General features: G+C 39.5%; 20 protein-coding genes. 18 read left to right on the forward strand and 2 right to left on the reverse strand.

Going from position 1 to position 17,046, the window contains the following annotated elements; genetic code table 11:
* The first annotated feature begins 6 nt into the window (after positions 1-6).
* From urtC to H9632_RS05575, 15 genes are all read left to right on the forward strand, one after another.
* A complete protein-coding gene (gene urtC, locus H9632_RS05505; RefSeq protein WP_191703110.1) occupies positions 7-1,083 on the forward strand; it encodes an urea ABC transporter permease subunit UrtC in 1,077 nt (358 codons plus the stop codon).
* The gene (urtD, locus tag H9632_RS05510; RefSeq protein WP_191703111.1) at positions 1,058-1,813 is read left to right on the forward strand and encodes an urea ABC transporter ATP-binding protein UrtD; all 756 of its coding nucleotides are present in this window, start codon (positions 1,058-1,060) and stop codon (positions 1,811-1,813) included. Before urtC ends, urtD begins: the two co-directional genes overlap by 26 nt.
* On the forward strand, positions 1,806-2,507 hold the full coding sequence (gene urtE, locus H9632_RS05515) for an urea ABC transporter ATP-binding subunit UrtE (protein ID WP_191703112.1): 702 nt from the start codon (positions 1,806-1,808) through the stop codon (positions 2,505-2,507). Before urtD ends, urtE begins: the two co-directional genes overlap by 8 nt.
* Before the next feature lie 80 nt (positions 2,508-2,587).
* Complete coding sequence (locus H9632_RS05520) at positions 2,588-3,541, forward strand: ABC transporter permease (protein ID WP_191703113.1); 954 nt, start codon at positions 2,588-2,590, stop codon at positions 3,539-3,541.
* Between the two features lie 7 nt (positions 3,542-3,548).
* Positions 3,549-4,421 carry an ABC transporter permease gene (locus tag H9632_RS05525; protein ID WP_191703114.1) on the forward strand — a complete coding sequence of 291 codons (873 nt, stop codon included), beginning with the start codon at positions 3,549-3,551 and terminating at the stop codon, positions 4,419-4,421.
* Positions 4,303-5,640: an ATP-binding cassette domain-containing protein gene (locus H9632_RS05530; protein ID WP_191703115.1), complete on the forward strand. Its 1,338-nt coding sequence runs from the start codon at positions 4,303-4,305 to the stop codon at positions 5,638-5,640. The genes H9632_RS05525 and H9632_RS05530 overlap by 119 nt, the downstream gene beginning before the upstream one ends.
* Positions 5,588-7,150, forward strand: coding sequence for an ABC transporter substrate-binding protein (locus H9632_RS05535; protein ID WP_191703116.1), 1,563 nt, complete (start codon positions 5,588-5,590; stop codon positions 7,148-7,150). Before H9632_RS05530 ends, H9632_RS05535 begins: the two co-directional genes overlap by 53 nt.
* The gene (locus H9632_RS05540) at positions 7,143-7,547 is read left to right on the forward strand and encodes a hypothetical protein (RefSeq protein ID WP_191703117.1); all 405 of its coding nucleotides are present in this window, start codon (positions 7,143-7,145) and stop codon (positions 7,545-7,547) included. Before H9632_RS05535 ends, H9632_RS05540 begins: the two co-directional genes overlap by 8 nt.
* Complete coding sequence (locus H9632_RS05545; RefSeq protein ID WP_191703118.1) at positions 7,531-7,833, forward strand: urease subunit gamma; 303 nt, start codon at positions 7,531-7,533, stop codon at positions 7,831-7,833. The genes H9632_RS05540 and H9632_RS05545 overlap by 17 nt, the downstream gene beginning before the upstream one ends.
* A 12-nt stretch (positions 7,834-7,845) precedes the next feature.
* Complete coding sequence (locus tag H9632_RS05550; RefSeq protein ID WP_191703119.1) at positions 7,846-8,163, forward strand: urease subunit beta; 318 nt, start codon at positions 7,846-7,848, stop codon at positions 8,161-8,163.
* Positions 8,163-9,869, forward strand: a complete 1,707-nt coding sequence (ureC, locus tag H9632_RS05555; RefSeq protein WP_191703120.1) for an urease subunit alpha — start codon at positions 8,163-8,165, stop codon at positions 9,867-9,869. The genes H9632_RS05550 and ureC overlap by 1 nt, the downstream gene beginning before the upstream one ends.
* 14 nt (positions 9,870-9,883) lie before the next feature.
* On the forward strand, positions 9,884-10,321 hold the full coding sequence (gene ureE / locus H9632_RS05560; RefSeq protein ID WP_191703121.1) for an urease accessory protein UreE: 438 nt from the start codon (positions 9,884-9,886) through the stop codon (positions 10,319-10,321).
* Between the two features lies 1 nt (position 10,322).
* On the forward strand, positions 10,323-11,003 hold the full coding sequence (locus tag H9632_RS05565) for an urease accessory protein UreF (protein ID WP_191703122.1): 681 nt from the start codon (positions 10,323-10,325) through the stop codon (positions 11,001-11,003).
* Between the two features lie 12 nt (positions 11,004-11,015).
* The gene (gene ureG, locus H9632_RS05570; RefSeq protein ID WP_191703123.1) at positions 11,016-11,639 is read left to right on the forward strand and encodes an urease accessory protein UreG; all 624 of its coding nucleotides are present in this window, start codon (positions 11,016-11,018) and stop codon (positions 11,637-11,639) included.
* Complete coding sequence (locus H9632_RS05575) at positions 11,636-12,424, forward strand: urease accessory protein UreD (RefSeq protein ID WP_191703124.1); 789 nt, start codon at positions 11,636-11,638, stop codon at positions 12,422-12,424. The genes ureG and H9632_RS05575 overlap by 4 nt, the downstream gene beginning before the upstream one ends.
* 153 nt (positions 12,425-12,577) lie before the next feature.
* Here the strand turns inward: H9632_RS05575 and H9632_RS05580 are convergent, their stop codons facing one another.
* Positions 12,578-13,141, reverse strand: coding sequence for a DUF4256 domain-containing protein (locus H9632_RS05580; protein ID WP_191703125.1), 564 nt, complete (start codon positions 13,139-13,141; stop codon positions 12,578-12,580).
* A gap of 691 nt (positions 13,142-13,832) precedes the next feature.
* On the opposite strand from H9632_RS05580, the gene H9632_RS05585 reads away from it, so the two are divergent.
* From H9632_RS05585 to H9632_RS05595, 3 genes are read left to right on the forward strand one after another with little or no spacing between them, the layout of a single operon-like run.
* Positions 13,833-14,873, forward strand: a complete 1,041-nt coding sequence (locus H9632_RS05585) for a DUF1835 domain-containing protein (protein ID WP_191703126.1) — start codon at positions 13,833-13,835, stop codon at positions 14,871-14,873.
* Between the two features lie 39 nt (positions 14,874-14,912).
* The gene (locus H9632_RS05590; protein WP_191703127.1) at positions 14,913-15,353 is read left to right on the forward strand and encodes a GNAT family N-acetyltransferase; all 441 of its coding nucleotides are present in this window, start codon (positions 14,913-14,915) and stop codon (positions 15,351-15,353) included.
* A 16-nt stretch (positions 15,354-15,369) separates the two neighbouring features.
* Complete coding sequence (locus H9632_RS05595; RefSeq protein WP_191703128.1) at positions 15,370-15,984, forward strand: putative periplasmic lipoprotein; 615 nt, start codon at positions 15,370-15,372, stop codon at positions 15,982-15,984.
* Between the two features lie 113 nt (positions 15,985-16,097).
* On the opposite strand, the gene H9632_RS05600 is transcribed toward H9632_RS05595, so the two are convergent.
* Positions 16,098-17,045 carry a hypothetical protein gene (locus H9632_RS05600; RefSeq protein ID WP_191703129.1) on the reverse strand — a complete coding sequence of 316 codons (948 nt, stop codon included), beginning with the start codon at positions 17,043-17,045 and terminating at the stop codon, positions 16,098-16,100.
* Position 17,046: the final 1 nt, after the last annotated feature.

A 17,046-nucleotide genomic window follows, 5' to 3' on the forward strand; every position in this document is an offset into this window, starting at 1 on the left:
AACGATATGGCCAAAAGTACGAAAATTAGTTTTTCAATATTATTTTTAATCCTTGCATTAGCACCACTTCTTATGTCAGATTTCCGTATTTCTTTATTAGCGAAATTTTTATGTTTTGCAATTATTGCAGTAGGGATTAGCTTAATTTGGGGATATACAGGAATTTTAAGTTTAGGGCATGGCGTGTTTTTTGGATTGGGTGCCTATGCAGTAGGAATGTATTTGAAAATTCAAGCGTCACCAGGTGGGATTCCAGACTTTATGCAATGGTCAGGTGTGAGTGAGCTGCCACTTTTATGGAAGCCTTTTGCTAACCCCGTTTTTGCCTTGTTTATGATGATCGGGGTGCCTGTCGCCTTGGCATTTATTATTGGATTCTTTACATTCCATAACCGAATAAAAGGGGTGTACTTCTCTTTAATTTCGCAAGCTTTAGTCGTTGTGTTTGTAACGCTATTCATCGGTACCCAGGAGCTTACGGGCGGTACGAATGGTTTGACGAATTTTACGACAGGCTTCGGGGTGTATTTGACGCATCCAGTCGTACAAAAGGTGCTGTATTATATCACGATTTTAATATTACTCTTAATAGTTCTCATTAGCTTATGGCTAACACAAAGTCGTGCAGGGAAGCTATTGGTTGCGATTAGAGAAGGGGAAAACCGTGTGCGCTTCCTTGGTTTTAACCCTACAACGTTTAAAGTATTTATTTACTGCGTATCGGCAGCGTTTGCCGGGATTGCAGGTGGATTATTTGTCCTGCAGGTCGGCATGATTTCACCAGAAATGATGGGGATTATTCCTTCAATTGAGATGGTGCTGTGGGTAGCTGTTGGTGGACGTTATTCGATTTTTGGTGCGGTAATTGGTGCAGTGTTAACAAATAGTGCAAAAACATTTTTCAGTGAATCATACCCGGATATGTGGTTGTTTTTATTAGGGAGCTTATTCATTTTAGTCGTACTCGTGATGCCAAATGGATTAGTCGGTGTGGCGCAGTCGCTTTATGCAAAATGGTTTAGATTCAAAACGTCTAAAAAAGCAGGGGGAACGTCCTATGACGCAAATACTAACTTGCAATGATGTGAAAGTTGATTTTGATGGATTTTTCGCTTTGAAAGGTGTGGATTTACAAGTGGAGCAGCAGGAGGTTCGTTTTTTAATCGGACCGAATGGCGCTGGAAAAACGACCTTGTTGGATGTGATTTGCGGGAAAACACGAGCAACGGAAGGCTCTGTATTTTTTCAGGAAATGGAGGGCTCTATTCATAAGCTAGAGGAGCATAAAATTGCGCTTGCAGGCATTGCGCGTAAATTTCAGGCACCGTCAATTTTCCCGCAGTTAACTGTGTTAGAAAATTTAGAGCTTGCGATGAAACAAAAGAAAACATTGTGGCATATGCTGTTTGCCAAAATGGACGAACCGACAAAGGAAAAGATTGAGTATACGCTTGAAAAAATTAATTTAACTCAGGAACGTAACCGTTTGGCGGGCTTTTTGGCACATGGTCAAAAACAGTGGCTGGAAATTGGTATGCAGCTCATTCAAGATCCACAACTGCTTCTGCTTGATGAACCAATCGCCGGTATGTCCGGACAGGAACGTGAAAAAACAGGTCGCCTCATTCACGATGTGTCAAAGGAATGCTCGGTACTAATTGTTGAACATGATATGGAGTTTGTACGTAATTTCTCCAAGCAAGTAACGGTGATGCACGAAGGAAAGGTACTTTGTGAGGGGGATATGAATACGGTACAAAATGACGAGCGTGTTATTGAGGTGTATTTAGGAAGGGGGAAAACACATGCTTAATGTCAAAGGAATCTTGGCAGGTTATGACGGCAGCATGGTGTTAAATGATCTTACCTTCCAAGCACAAAAAGGACAAATTGTTGGAGTATTAGGACGAAATGGTGTGGGGAAATCGACATTATTAAAATCAATTATAGGATTAGTCCCATTAAAAGAAGGTGACATCCATTTTCATGAGCAAGGCTTAAAAAAGCTGCCGATTGATAAAAGAGCACGACTTGGTATAGGATACGTACCCCAAGGACGTGAAATTTTCCCGTCACTAACGGTTGAGGAGAATATATTACTAGGTTTTGAGATGATGGGCAAAGCAGGGAAAAATAAAAAAATACCTAATGAGGTTTTTGAGTGGTTCCCTGTCTTAAAAGAAATGCTCCATCGTAAAGGTGGCGATTTATCAGGTGGGCAGCAGCAGCAGCTCGCGATTGCCCGCGCATACGTCGGACAGCCGGATATTTTACTGCTGGATGAACCGATGGAAGGAATTCAGCCATCCATCGTGCAACTGATTCAGCAAGTTATTACGAAAATTGCTCGTGAAAAAAATATCGGTGTCGTGCTTGTAGAGCATGATTTGGATTTGGCCATGGAAACGGCAGACTTCATTTATGTAATGGATCACGGTCATATGGTCGTAGAAGGTGAAACGAATAAACTCAACATTCAGGATATTGAGAGACATTTAGTTGTGTAATGTTTTAAATATATGGAGCACTTGCTGCTCTTTATATTTTTGGAAACATCGTGTCACGAATAGAAAGATAGGTGTTATGAATGTGGAAATATGTCAGCAAGCGATTTGGGAAAAGTGCGCTAGCATTAATTATTTGTTCATTTATATGCTTTATACTAATTCGCCAGCTCCCGGGAAGTGCAGCTTACAGTATTTACGGGGCTAATGCCCAGCGTCTAACAGAGGAAGAGAAAGTAAGAATTGAACAAGCATTGCTCGGAAATGAGTCGTTGATTATGCAATACATACAGTGGATAGGAGATATTTTACGGGGGGATTGGGGATTTTCCTTTAGTAAGCAACAGAACGTACTAACTTTAATAATGGAACAATCACTATATACCGCAATAGTTGTTACGCTTGCACTAATTTTTACAAATATTTTAATGACACTGTGGTTTTACCTTTTGCAGCGATTACGTCATAAACTGTTGCGCTCTATTTTAGGGGGGCTTCTACTAGGGGCTATGGTTGTGCCTGGTTTTTGGCTTAGCTTCTTTTTACTGTGGCTATGTGGTGTTATCCTTGGCTGGTTTCCGATCTATGGTGTAGGGGATGGCAGTATGGGAGCACTCATATACCACGCAATATTACCGAGTATAGCCCTTGCGTTACCGGCTGTCTATTACGGAGTGAAACTATTAGAAGACCAATTTGCTGGGCTGAAGCAGCAACCCTTTATGATTCATCTTCAGAGGCGCGGTATTTCGAGGAGCCGATTGGCAAGGCATGTCTTTCCACATGTAGGTTTAGTTTATTTGCAACTTAACGGTTATTTTGTAACAGCGTTTATTGGAGGGACAATTGCTGTGGAAACAGTTTTTTCGATTCCAGGCGTAGGAAAGCTAACAGTTGAAGCGACGAAACTACATGATTATCCAACATTATTGATGATTATTTTAGTGAGCTTAGCTGTAATTCTAGTGGTGCAATTATTGATTGATTTATGTAGCTGCTGGATTGATCCGAGAGTATTTAGAAGTTTAAAGGACTGAGTAACACATGTTAATAATCACTATTATAGTAGGGCTAATAGTATTAAAGGGAAATCCATATGAAATGTATATAGGTGAAAATAACGTAGCACCGTCCATCACACATTTCTTTGGCACAGATGCATTTGGACGAGATGTATTTAGTAGAACGATAGCCGGTGCAGGATATTCTATTTTAATGATAGTAATTGCGATAAGCGTCGTATTAGTTATTGGGGTGAGCGTAGGTGTATTGAGTAGCCTAGCCCCAAAATGGCTTGGAGATAAAATTATTCTTGTACTTGATTTTATGAACAGCTTGCCGTCCATTGTCTATATTTTGCTCGTCGCCTCACTCGTAAAGCCTACACTATGGACGATTCCGATCATTATTGGCTTATGTAGCTGGATGACGATTGCCCGACAAGTACGTATGCAATTACTACAAGAGAAGCAGCAGCCATATATCCTAATGGCAAAGCAAATTGAAACAACGAGGTGGCATCGTTTAAAGCGCTATTATATCCCTGCTATCTATCCTATTTTAGGTATCACAGTCATTCATGAGGCGATTCATGTGCTATTTGCAGAAGCTACAATTAGCTTTTTAGGCTTTGGACTCGCAGTGAATACACCGACGCTCGGCAATTTACTCATGGATGCGCAAAGCTACTTTTTACTAGGTGCATGGTGGAATATTTTATTTCCGGGACTTTTTATTGCCGCTATTACTTTGTATTTGCTACATCTGAAAAAGAAACACTTTGAAGGAGGTGCAAAAGATGCTGCACGTAACGGGACTTTCCGTTTTTTGCGAAGGAAATTGCATCGTAAAAAACGCAACATTTCACATCAAGGCGGGCGACAAAATAGTCCTTACAGGGAAAAGTGGGATTGGTAAAACGATTCTAGCCAAAGCGCTTTACGAAGGTGGCGATGAAGTAGCAACAGAAATTACAAAAGATGATATCGTCCTTTTACCACAGCATGCAGAGCAAAGCTTTAACCCTCTAAAAAAAATAAGAGAGCATTTTGAAGATATTCGTCTATCAAAAGGCATCGAAAAAGAGCAGTTCTGGACTAAAATTACTGATTATTTTGACTTATTTGAGTTGCCAACATCCTGTTTACGCTACTACCCATATGAATGCTCAGGAGGCATGCTGCAGCGAATTCAACTTATTTTAGCGCACTGTCAGCAGCCGAAGCTATTAATAGCCGATGAGCCGACCGCTGCATTAAATGAGGCATTTATTTCTAAAACTTTATCCTTTTGGGAGGAATCATGCGCAGCAGGGATGGCTATTCTCGTTATCACTCATCAAATTAAGTGGTACAGCGAATTTGCAACCCAATTTTTAAAGCTTGAGAATCAGAAACTCACATCTTTTCTTGAGCAGCCGAAGCCTCTTATAAAACCGATGAGATTCCAGCAAAAAAGCTTACTATGCTGCAGGATGGACGGGATCGCCTATCGACAAACAGGTGGCTTTTGGCGGAAACGTTTAACACCAGTATTAAAGATTGAACAATTTTCTTGTCAGCAAGGTGAAATCGTCGGTGTTTGTGGTGCAAGTGGTAGTGGGAAGACGACCTTATTACAAGTATTGCTATCGCAGCTTGTATTTAAAGGGGAAGCAGTACGACCAAGTATTCAATATGTACCACAAAGCTATACAGAAAGTCTCCCTGCTAAATGGACTGTAGCACAGGTTATACGCGAAGCACAGCAGGCAGCCGACTGCACTAAAGAGGATTGTATCAGTCTACTTGAGCAGCTACAGCTACAGCCTGCCCTTTTAAAACAAAAGGTATCTACGTTATCGGGAGGACAATGTCAAAAACTTGCATTGTTCCGCGTACTACTTAAACGCCCAAAACTCCTTCTATTAGATGAAGCTTTTGCTAGTTTAGATGAGCAGACAACGGAGGCGATTAGCGACATTCTACTTCAATTCGTTAAGAATGGCTTAACGATTGTTGCAGTCAGCCATGATGAGGTTTGGTTAAATACCTACGCATCAAAACAATATATTGTAGACCGTCAGACCGTAAAGGAGCATCACAATGAAAAAAGTTATTCTACTAATCATTATGTGTCTCATGCTAACAGCGTGTAACACAGCATCAAACACAGCGAATAGTAACCCAACAGAAAATGTACTGCGCTACGGTATTACGAAATCAATCGAGCATTTAAACCCGATCTTAACGGAAGAGGGACATAGTGAGCTTCAGTCTCTTGTGTATAGAGGTTTAATGAAACAAACAGAAACAAACGACGTGGTAGGTGATGTAGCAAAAAGCGTTACCATTTCTGAAGATGAATTAACCTATACATTTATGTTACATGAAGCAACTTGGCATGACGGGCAGCCAATTACGGCGGATGATGTGAAATTTACACTCGATCAAATCAGAACACCTGAAGTAGCATCACCGTATTTTAGCGATTTTCAAACGGTTGTAGCTGTAGAAATAGTCGATAAACACACAGTACAAATCAAAGTAAATGAGCCGACGCCTACGTTATTACATAAGCTAAAGGTTGGATTACTCCCACAGCACATTTATGAAGGGCAAGATATATTAACAGCCCCACAAAATACAGCACCTGTAGGAAACGGGCCATATGTATTAAAAAATTGGAGTGCTGATGATGTGTTGACTTTTGAAGCAAATGAAAGTTTTTACGGTACAACGCCTGAGATTGAGAGAATAATTGTTTACACAAAACTTGATGAAAACGCAAAGCTATTACGCATAAAATCGGGTGACTTACATATCGCACAAATTACACCCCAGCAAAAGAAAGCGGTAGAAGCGTATGAGCATGTCGAGGTGAAAACTTTACAAACCGCTGATTATCGTGCACTTCAGTTTAATCAGCAGCATGCACAATTAGCAGATGAAAGTGTACGTAAGGCGATTAATCACTTGATTAATCGGGATCAATTAATACAGCTAGTTTTACATGGTACAGGTGAACAAGCGTTTGGACCGTTGCAGCGCAGCTTTGCACGTGCAGATGCTGATGTGTACCGATTGGACGTCACACAAGCAACGAAACTGTTACAAGAAGCGGGATATAAAAAAGAGTCGAAATATTTCGAGAATAATGACGGCAAAGTCCTGCAATTTAATGTTATTGCACCGATTACAGATGCTGTACGTGTTTCTTTAGCAACAGTCATTGTCGAGCAGCTGCAGGCACAAGGTGTAAATGCCATCCTGCAAACAAAGGACTGGTCAAATATTACGATTGAATCTGAGGACACATTTATGATTGGTTGGGGTAGTGAAGACGATCCGGATACCCATACGTATAGAGTGTTCCATAGTACAGAACATGCACCAGCAGGCTATAACTATGCACTCGTTGATAATCCCGATATCAATGAAGCGTTAGAGAAGGCAAAAGGCGGGACAAGGGAGGAGCGTATAGAGAATTATGCTACGTTCCAACAGCATTTAGCACAGGAAATGGCGTTTAGTTTTTTAGTATATGTAGATGGCATTTATGCGATATCAGATAAGCTTGTCGGTACAAGCGATCGAATACTAGGGCACAACGGCTTTGGCATCATGTGGAATATAGAAGATTGGAAATGGGAGGATTTGGATGGGTGATATATTAAAACGATTTGGTGTATCCATGGAGCCGACATTATTAAAACAGCTGGATGATTTTGTTCTCCAAAAGGGATTTCAAAACAGATCCCATGCCATCAGAAGTATCGTCAGAGAGACATTAATAAATCATCTAAATGAAAAGGATGTTGTATATGCCTCCATTCAATTATCTAAAGAAGCGTTGGATTCACGATTTGGCCAAATTATACAGCGCTGTGAGCACTGGGGTAGCATCAAGGCTTTTACAACGGTATTTACTGATTATCAAACGATTAGTATGCATTTTATATTGGAAATGGCAACAGAGCGTATCGGTGGCTTGCAAAATGACCCATTCCTACATCCAATAATAATTCATTCAAAGGGGAGAGAGAAACGTGAAATTAACGAATAGAGAGCAAGAAAAATTAATGATTGTTGTGGCTGCTGACTTAGCCTATCGCCGTAAAGCACGTGGATTGAAGCTAAATTATCCAGAAGCAGTTGCTATTATTACGTATGAGATTTTAGAAGGTGCACGAGACGGTAAGACGGTAGCAGAGCTCATGGATAGTGGTCGGCACATTTTACGCCAAGAGGATGTAATGGAAGGTATTGCACAAATGATTCATGACATCCAAGTAGAAGCGACCTTCCCTGATGGGACAAAGCTTGTCACAGTACATCATCCAATTCAATAGGAGGGATTTTTAATGATACCAGGAGAAGTAAGATTGGCTCAAGGCGACATTGTAGCAAATGTAAACCGTAGTGTAAAAAGTTTAGTAGTTGTAAATAACGGAGACCGTCCTGTACAAATCGGCTCACATTTTCATTTTTATGAAGTCAATGCACAGCTCGAATTTAATCGCAAAGAGGCATTTGGCTATCACTTAAATATTCCGGCAGGCACAGCACTACGCTTTGAGCCAGGTGATAAAAAAACAGTCGAGCTTGTGACGTTCGGCGGTAAGCAAGAGGCGTACGGATTAAATAATAAAACAAATGGTTCGATGAAGGAGGGAATGTAATGCTACGTATACCACGTGATCAATATTCTGATATGTTTGGACCGACTACAGGTGATCAGATTCGATTAGCTGATACTAACCTTTGGATTGAAATTGAAAAGGACTATACAGCGTATGGTGATGAAGTAAAGTTTGGCGGTGGTAAGGTTATTCGAGATGGTATGGGCCAGCATCCGCTTGCAGTAGAGGCAGATTGTATGGATTTGGTGCTGACTAATGCTGTCGTTATTGACTATACCGGCATTTATAAAGCAGATATCGGTGTGAAAAACGGGCGGATTGCCAATATCGGAAAAGCGGGCAACTCGCTTTTAATGGATGGTGTCACAATGACAATCGGTGCTTCTACAGACATTATTGCGGCAGAGGGTAAAATTGTCACAGCAGGCGGGATTGATGCACATATTCACTTTATATGTGTAGACCAAATCGAAACGGCACTGCATAGTGGCGTGACGACAATGATTGGTGGGGGCACAGGTCCATCTACCGGTACGAACGCTACAACATGTACACCCGGAAGTTTTTATTTACATAAAATGCTGAAGGCTGTCGAACAATTCCCGATGAACTTTGGGTTTTTAGGAAAAGGGAATGCTTCAAGTGAAGCGCCGCTGATTGAGCAAATCGAGGCGGGAGCAATCGGACTGAAGCTCCATGAAGATTGGGGAACAACGCCTGCTGCAATTGATACAAGCTTAAAAGTAGCAGATAAATATGATGTGCAAATTGCGATCCACTCCGACACATTAAATGAAGCAGGCTTTGTAGAGGATACAATTGCAGCGATAGGAGACCGTGTTATTCATACGTACCATACAGAAGGCGCGGGTGGTGGACATGCGCCAGATATTATTAAAATGGCGAGTTTCCCTAATGTACTGCCGTCCTCTACAAACCCTACGCGTCCGTATACGATTAATACGCTAGAGGAGCACTTAGATATGCTAATGGTCTGTCACCATTTGGATCCAGCCATTCCAGAAGATATTGCCTTTGCAGATTCACGAATTCGTAAGGAAACGATTGCCGCGGAGGATATTTTACATGATATCGGTGTGTTTTCGATGATTAGCTCGGATTCGCAGGCGATGGGACGCGTCGGAGAAGTAATTACTCGTACGTGGCAAACTGCGCACAAAATGAAGGAGCAGCGCGGGGCGCTACCACAAGAAACGACGACGGCTGATAACTTCCGCGTGAAGCGTTACATTGCAAAATATACGATTAATCCGGCGATTACACATGGCATTAGTCATGAAGTGGGCTCGATTGAGGAAGGTAAATTTGCCGATTTGGTGCTATGGGAACCTGCGTTCTTTGGTATCAAGCCTGAAATCATCGTCAAAGGTGGCATGATTGCTGCGAGCATTATGGGAGACCCAAATGCCTCTATACCAACACCGCAGCCAGCGCTTTACCGTCAAATGTTTGGTGCATACGGCAAGGCGGTACATGATACAGCAATTACCTTTATGTCACAAGTTGCGATTGAGCAGTTACTTCCTCAAAAGCTTGGTCTTCAAAAAAAGGTGACCGCGGTTTCTAACATTCGCCAGCTACGAAAAAGTGATTTACAGCTAAACAATGAAACACCTTTGATTGATGTAGACCCGCAAACATATGAAGTAATGGTGGACGGGGAGTTAATTACATGTGAACCAGCAGAGAGCCTTCCAATGGCACAGCGCTACTTTTTATTTTAAGAGGAGGAAAAAATATGATTATCGAAAAAGTACTAGGCAACATTTATAAGGATGATTTACGAAGTGGGCATGTAGAGAAGATTTATTTAAACAGTGAGGATTTAGTAAAGCGTATTATGCGTGTGAAAACAGATCACGGGAAAGAAATTGGCATCCGTCTTGATGGACATAGCGATTTAGAGGACGGGGATGTTTTATATAAGGATGAAAAAAATATGATTGTCATTTATACGAATAAAGATGACGTCATTTCGATTCAGCCACGCTCTATGCTGGAAATGGGCGATATCGCACATCAACTAGGCAACCGTCACTTACCGGCACAGTTTGAAGGGGAAGAAATGTTTGTACAGTACGATTACTTAGTAGAAGAGCTGCTGACACAGCTAGGCATCCCGTTTAAGCGCGAGGAACGTAAAATGAAAAAAGCATTCCGCCATATAGGGCATTAATATGCACAACTTTTTGCTGCTCATGCAGCTAACAGATTCGAATTTCCCTTCAGGCGCGTTTTCACATTCCTTTGGGATGGAAACGTTTGTGCAACAGGAGCATATAAAGGATAGCATGCAGTTCCAGTCATTTTTAGAAGGCTATATTGAGCAGCTTTGCTATGCAGACGGTTTGAGTGCAAGGCTAGTGTACGACTATTTAGCAGACGGGGCATGGGAGAAGGTGCTAGCACTTGATGAAGTGTTGTATTGTTCAGCGAGTGCATCAGAATCTAGACTTGGAGCACAGCGTATCGGTCAGCAAATGCTACGCCTATACCGGGCTCTCTATCCTGAGACACGATTAAATGACTATGCAGCAGCCATTCAGCAAAAGAAGGCTTACGGGCATAGCAGTATATGTCAGGCAATTTTACTTTTTGAGCTAAAGTTTCCGCTAGAGATTGCAGTGCAAACGATTATGTATACAGCATGTTCTACCATTATTCAAAATGCGGTACGCGCCATTCCACTCGGGCAAACAGACGGTCAAAAAATGTTTCAGCTTGCAGTGGAAAAGTGTACCGAAAGTATCACGAAGATTATACAATTAACAGAAAAGCATGTAGGGTGCACATCACCAATGCTTGAAATAAAGCAAATGCAGCATGAGCACATACCTGTACGATTATTTATGAGCTGAGGAGGAATTAGTATGAAAAAAAATCCAGTAAGAATCGGTGTTGGAGGTCCTGTAGGGGCTGGAAAAACAATGCTTGTTGAAAAATTAACGCGTGCAATGCATGGGATGTATGAGATGGCTGTTGTCACAAATGATATTTATACAAAAGAGGATGCAAAATTTTTAATGAGAAACGGGATTTTACCGGAAGACCGTATTATTGGTGTGGAAACGGGGGGGTGCCCACATACAGCTATTCGGGAGGATGCTTCCATGAATTTTGCAGCGATTGATGAGCTAAATGAGGCGCATCCGAATTTAGATTTGATCTTTGTAGAAAGTGGTGGCGACAATTTAGCGGCAACATTTAGCCCGGAGCTTGCCGATTTTTCGATTTATATTATTGACGTAGCACAGGGTGAAAAAATTCCTCGTAAAGGTGGACAAGGAATGATTAAATCCGACTTGTTCATCATCAATAAAACCGATTTAGCACCATATGTTGGAGCAAGCTTAGAAGTGATGAAAGAGGATACACTTGCAACACGCGGGCAAAAGGACTTCTTCTTTACGAACTTAAAGGATGAGGAAGGCTTGGAGGATGTAGTGAACTGGATTAAGCGCGAAGTGTTTTTTGAAGGGCTTGCACCAGCATGAGCACAGGAGAGCTGCGTTTACGATTAAAAAATGTAAATGGGCGCATGCTCTTTGAGGAGAGCTATGCGCGCGGTGCCTTTAAGCTTGGAAAGCCTGTATGGCGCAACGGTACTCCTCTCTATTACTTACTGCATGTCGGTGGTGGTTATGTGAGCGGTGATACATATACACAGCAAATCGAACTGTTAGACAATACGCGTCTTTACTTAACGACACAGGCAGCGACAAAAGTGTATAAAGGAACGACACCTGCTGTTGTATCAACGAGTATAAAGCTTGGTGAGCATAGCCATTTATCACTGTTGCAGGACCCGCTTATTTTGTATGAGCATGCAACATTTCATCAAATGACTACAATCGAGTTAGCCAAAACAAGTACATTATATTATAGCGAAATAATGACACCCGGTTGGTCACCGACAAAAGAGCCGTTTACGTATAAGGAACTTTATACCGAACTGGCCATTAGACGTGACGATAAATTATTTTATATAGATCGATTATGCTGGGAAAAAGGGCAGCAACAGCATCTACTGCAACTTGGTAACTATACACACTACGGTTCCTTTGTTTGCGTCGATAAGCTAGCAGATACATTTTATGATGAACTGCACAAGGTTACCCATCCGGACTGTGAAATTGGCTACTCACAGCTAGATAAAGAAGGATTTGTTTTGAAAATTGCAGCTAAAGAAACACAGCATATTGAAAATGTGTTCCAACGAGTCGATGATTTACTAAAACTGACAAAACAGGAGCAGCCATTGCGACTGCGTAAATATTAATAAATCAAGTGAACAAAAGCTATAAGGGGATATTCTCTTTATAGCTTTTTGCTGTAATTGCAACAAAAGGACCGCACGATAGCTGCATTCCGGAAATTATTTTTTAACAAAAAAAGGGGCTTACTAGATAGCCCATTTATATACTAGGAAAAATTAAATTGTTAACGCCCCTCTGAATCCTCGCGCACTATAGTAAGAGTCTGCACCATTATGATACATGAAAACCGTATCATAGCGACGATCGCAGAAAATCGCTCCTCCAAGTTTACGTATTTCCGGTGGTGTTAAAACCCAGCTGGAAGTTTTCAAATCAAATTTTCCAAGCTGCTGTAATGAGCGATATTCGACTTCTGATAAAATTTCAATGCCCATCGATGCCGCCATATTCATTGCACTGTCTTCGGGTTTGTTTTTCTTTCTCGCATTCAATGCCTCCAGGTCATAACAAATACTTCTGCGACCTTTAGGGCTTTCAGGCGAACAGTCCATAAAAGTATACGTGTCCGTTTCATAATGATAGGCAACGACATCCGGCTCTCCCTCTGTACGTTCCATTTCATGAAGAGACCAAAGCTTTTCAGGATTTGCTTCCAGTTTTGCCTGCACATTTTCCCAGTCAATATTCGGATGCCGCTCCATATGCTGTTCGAACCTGGCTTTTAAAGTTGATAGTAATTGTTCATTCTGCGCTGTTGTTAAAGTTTTTCCTATTGCCATTGGTAGAAACACCTCTTAATAGTTATTTTAACCATAATATAGGGAAGATTTTCTAATGAAATTTTACTTGATTGATTGATGAGTTACGGCAAGACAGCGCTAAAGCCACGTTATACTTGTCTTTATCATTGCCTTTATTGCCGCTTGCGAGGCCCACCAATCCCAAAGTTTTGCCCTCGTTATAAAGTTAAGGAACAAAAGCACTAAAGCACTGCTCCAATTTAGTGTAGCACATTCAAAACGCCTGAGTAGATAGAAAGTGCCTCATTAAGTTTTTCAGTGCCCTCCTAAAATAAGGGAAGATATTACCGTTATTTGAAGGATGTAGCTCATTTTTAGGTTAAATAAGGGAACGTTTTACCGTTATTTTAAATAAAACCGTGAAATTTCATGTTTTTTAGGTCAATAACGGAAATTCCTTCCCTTATTTTTACTATTTTTTATGTTATTTTCGAAATAACGGAAATTCATTCCTCTATTTTTCTCATTACGCAATTCAATCTGCCTCTATCTAAATCAACCACTCCCTTTTAGGAACAAAAGCGCTTAAGTAAATTGCTCGACCACTTTTGTGCTAGGGCACAGAAAAATGAGCGATTTTCAAAAAGCGTTGTAAATAGCTTTAAATATTAATGTTTACCGCTAGTGGTACTGTAATAATGGTAAAATTTAATGAAAAGGGGGTATTTATTTGTTTCATGAAATAAAAGATATGCTAAATCACTTGGAGGATGAAGAACTGAGATCTTTATTAGCTCAATTCTTTTTACGTATGCAATTAGTTGAAGAAAGAAAGGGTTATTCAGAACAGCAATTCTTTTTAGATATTAAAAAAACATACAACGAACTATTAGCCTACAAAAAAGAACAAGCAAATAACGAACTGCACACACAATTTCATACTACTCATATTGTATTTGGCGATTCACCAACTGGAAGCTTAAAAATTGCTTTAAAAAAATTAGGACTAGATCAGCAGGAAAGGATTATTACCTTTTCCGATTTGTTTTCAATTGGTCCAATTTTGCACTTACATAACGCACAAGGTATTACTAATCGATTTGAATGGTTACGAACAAATATAAATATTGATGAAGAGGTGCTATTCAATTATGAAGATCACTTTAAACGTACTTTATTAGAAATCGAAAAAATCCCAAGTCACCATCCGATTATTATTTGGGCAGGAGAAAATGCACATGAACAAACTGGATTAAGGTTTGTTCTCTATTTATTAAAAGAGAAAACAAACGACATCTATATCATTCAAACAAATGAGGCATATAAAGCTCATTTTGATAGACCTGAAATCGATTTTACACCAAGAAATATGGGAGAGCTTTCAGGTGAACAATTAAAGCAAATTTATGAAAACGAGAAGATGGGTCATACACTGACGCAAAGGGAACGTAAAGCATTTGAACAGCAATGGGAGCAACTTTGTGAGGGGAAAGAAGTTTTACGCATTTGGAAAAGTCATCAAATAATGAGTGTCTCCGAAACTTTTTACGATGAGTACATCATCCAGACAGTGAAGAAGCTCCATCAGGAGAAAAAGCACAATGACTTTATAAAATCAGCTAGAATCATCGGCGAAGTAATTGGTCATTTAGATCAATATGTTGGCGATCAATTTATAGAATATCGCGTCAGACGTTTAATCGTCGATGGGATATTTGATATGGAAGGTGTCCCAAAGGCAATGCGCTTCTATAGCGTAAAAATACGATAATGTTTCAATTTCTAAATATCACATAAAGGGGTACTTACTTTGGAATTTAAACTTATGGAAGAAACCGATTTAGTTAAATGTATTGAAACTTTTATTAAAGTGTTTAATGATGAGCCGTGGAATGATGAATGGACATTTCCGAAAGCTCAAAAGTATTTATTGGATTTTTATCAAACACCTGGATTTTTAGGGGTTATCGTAAAAGAAAATGAAGAAGTAATGGGCTTTATAATGGGAGTACAAAGAAAATGGTGGAGCGGGGATGAATTTTATATTCATGAAATGTGTGTTGACTCCGAACGCCAAAATCGGGGAATTGGTAAAGCGTTGTTGGATTATTTAATTAAATCTCTAGGAAATAATATAAGCAACATCACGCTTTTAACTGATAGAGGTATTCCAGCTGAAGCATTTTATAAGAAGAATGGGTTTGAAGAAATTGAAAGACTTGTTTTCTTAAGCAAAAACCTTAAATCATAGATGGAGGTGTAAATAATTGAAAAGAATCCTAGTATGCTTAAGTTTTATGTTTATTCTCGTTGGTTGTTCAAATAAAAATGAAGATACGTCCACACAAATTTTGGACGAGAACAATGCTCAAATCGACAAATTGGAAGTCCAGAATGAGGAACTGCAGGCAACTTTGGATAATCTTCAAACGGATTTTAACTACAAAGAAGAGGAAGCGGAGTATTATAAACAAGTGATTGACGACCTTATTAAAGATTATAGTGATGCCGAATTAAAAGATTTAGCAATAAATTTATGGAATTATGAATTGGAAGTTAACGGGGTACCAGTTCCGACAAATGGTTTAGTCGACATACAAGATCAGACGATTGAAATTTCTTTGGTAGAAAGGCAAATGGATTATCCGATTTTGCCACTAGAAATATTTATGCAAGGACAAATTAGCGGGGATTATATAGACCATTTAAATGTGAATACTAATCCTTCTGAAACCTACGTTACTGATGGCACGGTTGTGACTGCTGTACATCATAAATATGCAGATGTAGAAAAAGGTTCAACTATTTCATTTTCAATAACGGAAGAATTAAGAAAACGATTAGGACTGGAAACTACCGAAATTATGATTAATAAAAAATAATATTACATTTCCTAACATTGATTTGGAAAACATCTGTTTAAATCCCCAATGAATTGAAAAACACCCCTGTCCTTTAATTAGAACAGGGGTGTTAATTTACAATAAGCCGGAAATTATAGATCGTGAAAGATTTTTGCGACTTCAATAAAAGTTTGTACACTCACATTTTCTGCAGGTACAACAGGAGTCCAAGGATCCCAAACTGATATTAAATAATTTTCCTCCGCAGTTTCTTTAACAAATAATAACTTTTTTTGCTCTTCACTATAATAAGCATCTGTTTCCAGCACATTATTCAATTTAATAAAACTAGACAGGTCTTCGTTTGTTTTTATTCCCTTATTGATAACTTGAATATCAATATTAAATAACTTAATAATTGGAAATTCATTATATTCATATTGTAATGATATAGAGTGAACGGAAGATAATAACTCTCCTTCTAATACCGCATAATGTTGATTTTGTTCATGCGCTTGCTGTTTTAACTGCTCTACAATTTCCATCATTTTCTCGTATGATGATTCAGGGCTATCATACGTTAATCTTCCTTCTTTAAATTCGTATTGTTCTAATATAGTTTTTGGAAATGTCCATCTAGCTGTTATATCAACAGGTAAATAGTCGAATGAGCGAAACGTATCAAAATTATGCAGATGGAACAAATTGGGCTCACCATATTGCTCATATGCCTCTACATCTAAAAAGTGTAAAAATTTCCCAGGCTCAATTGTTTTTCTTAATCGATCCATTAGCTTTCTATTTTTCATTGATATATCATCCGCCTGATGATGGGGAATCATTTCTTCATCTGTCATTGTTTCTATCTCAATAACGGAAGATGCATTCTTATTAAAAAACGTCAATCCATTGAAATTCATTGCACCGACTGTTGCGACGGAAAGAAGTAAACCGAAACAAATCATAGCAAATGTCGGTAATCGTCTTATCTTTTTATCTTTATGAGATGAGATTTTTTGAATAACTCGCTGTTTGTTTGGGCTCTCGATTTGCTCGTATTGTTCCTTCAATTTTTTCTCAAACGTATCGAAATCTTTCATA

It is taken from the genome of Solibacillus merdavium (assembly GCF_014836935.1).
Lineage (GTDB): Bacteria > Bacillota > Bacilli > Bacillales_A > Planococcaceae > Solibacillus > Solibacillus ferritrahens.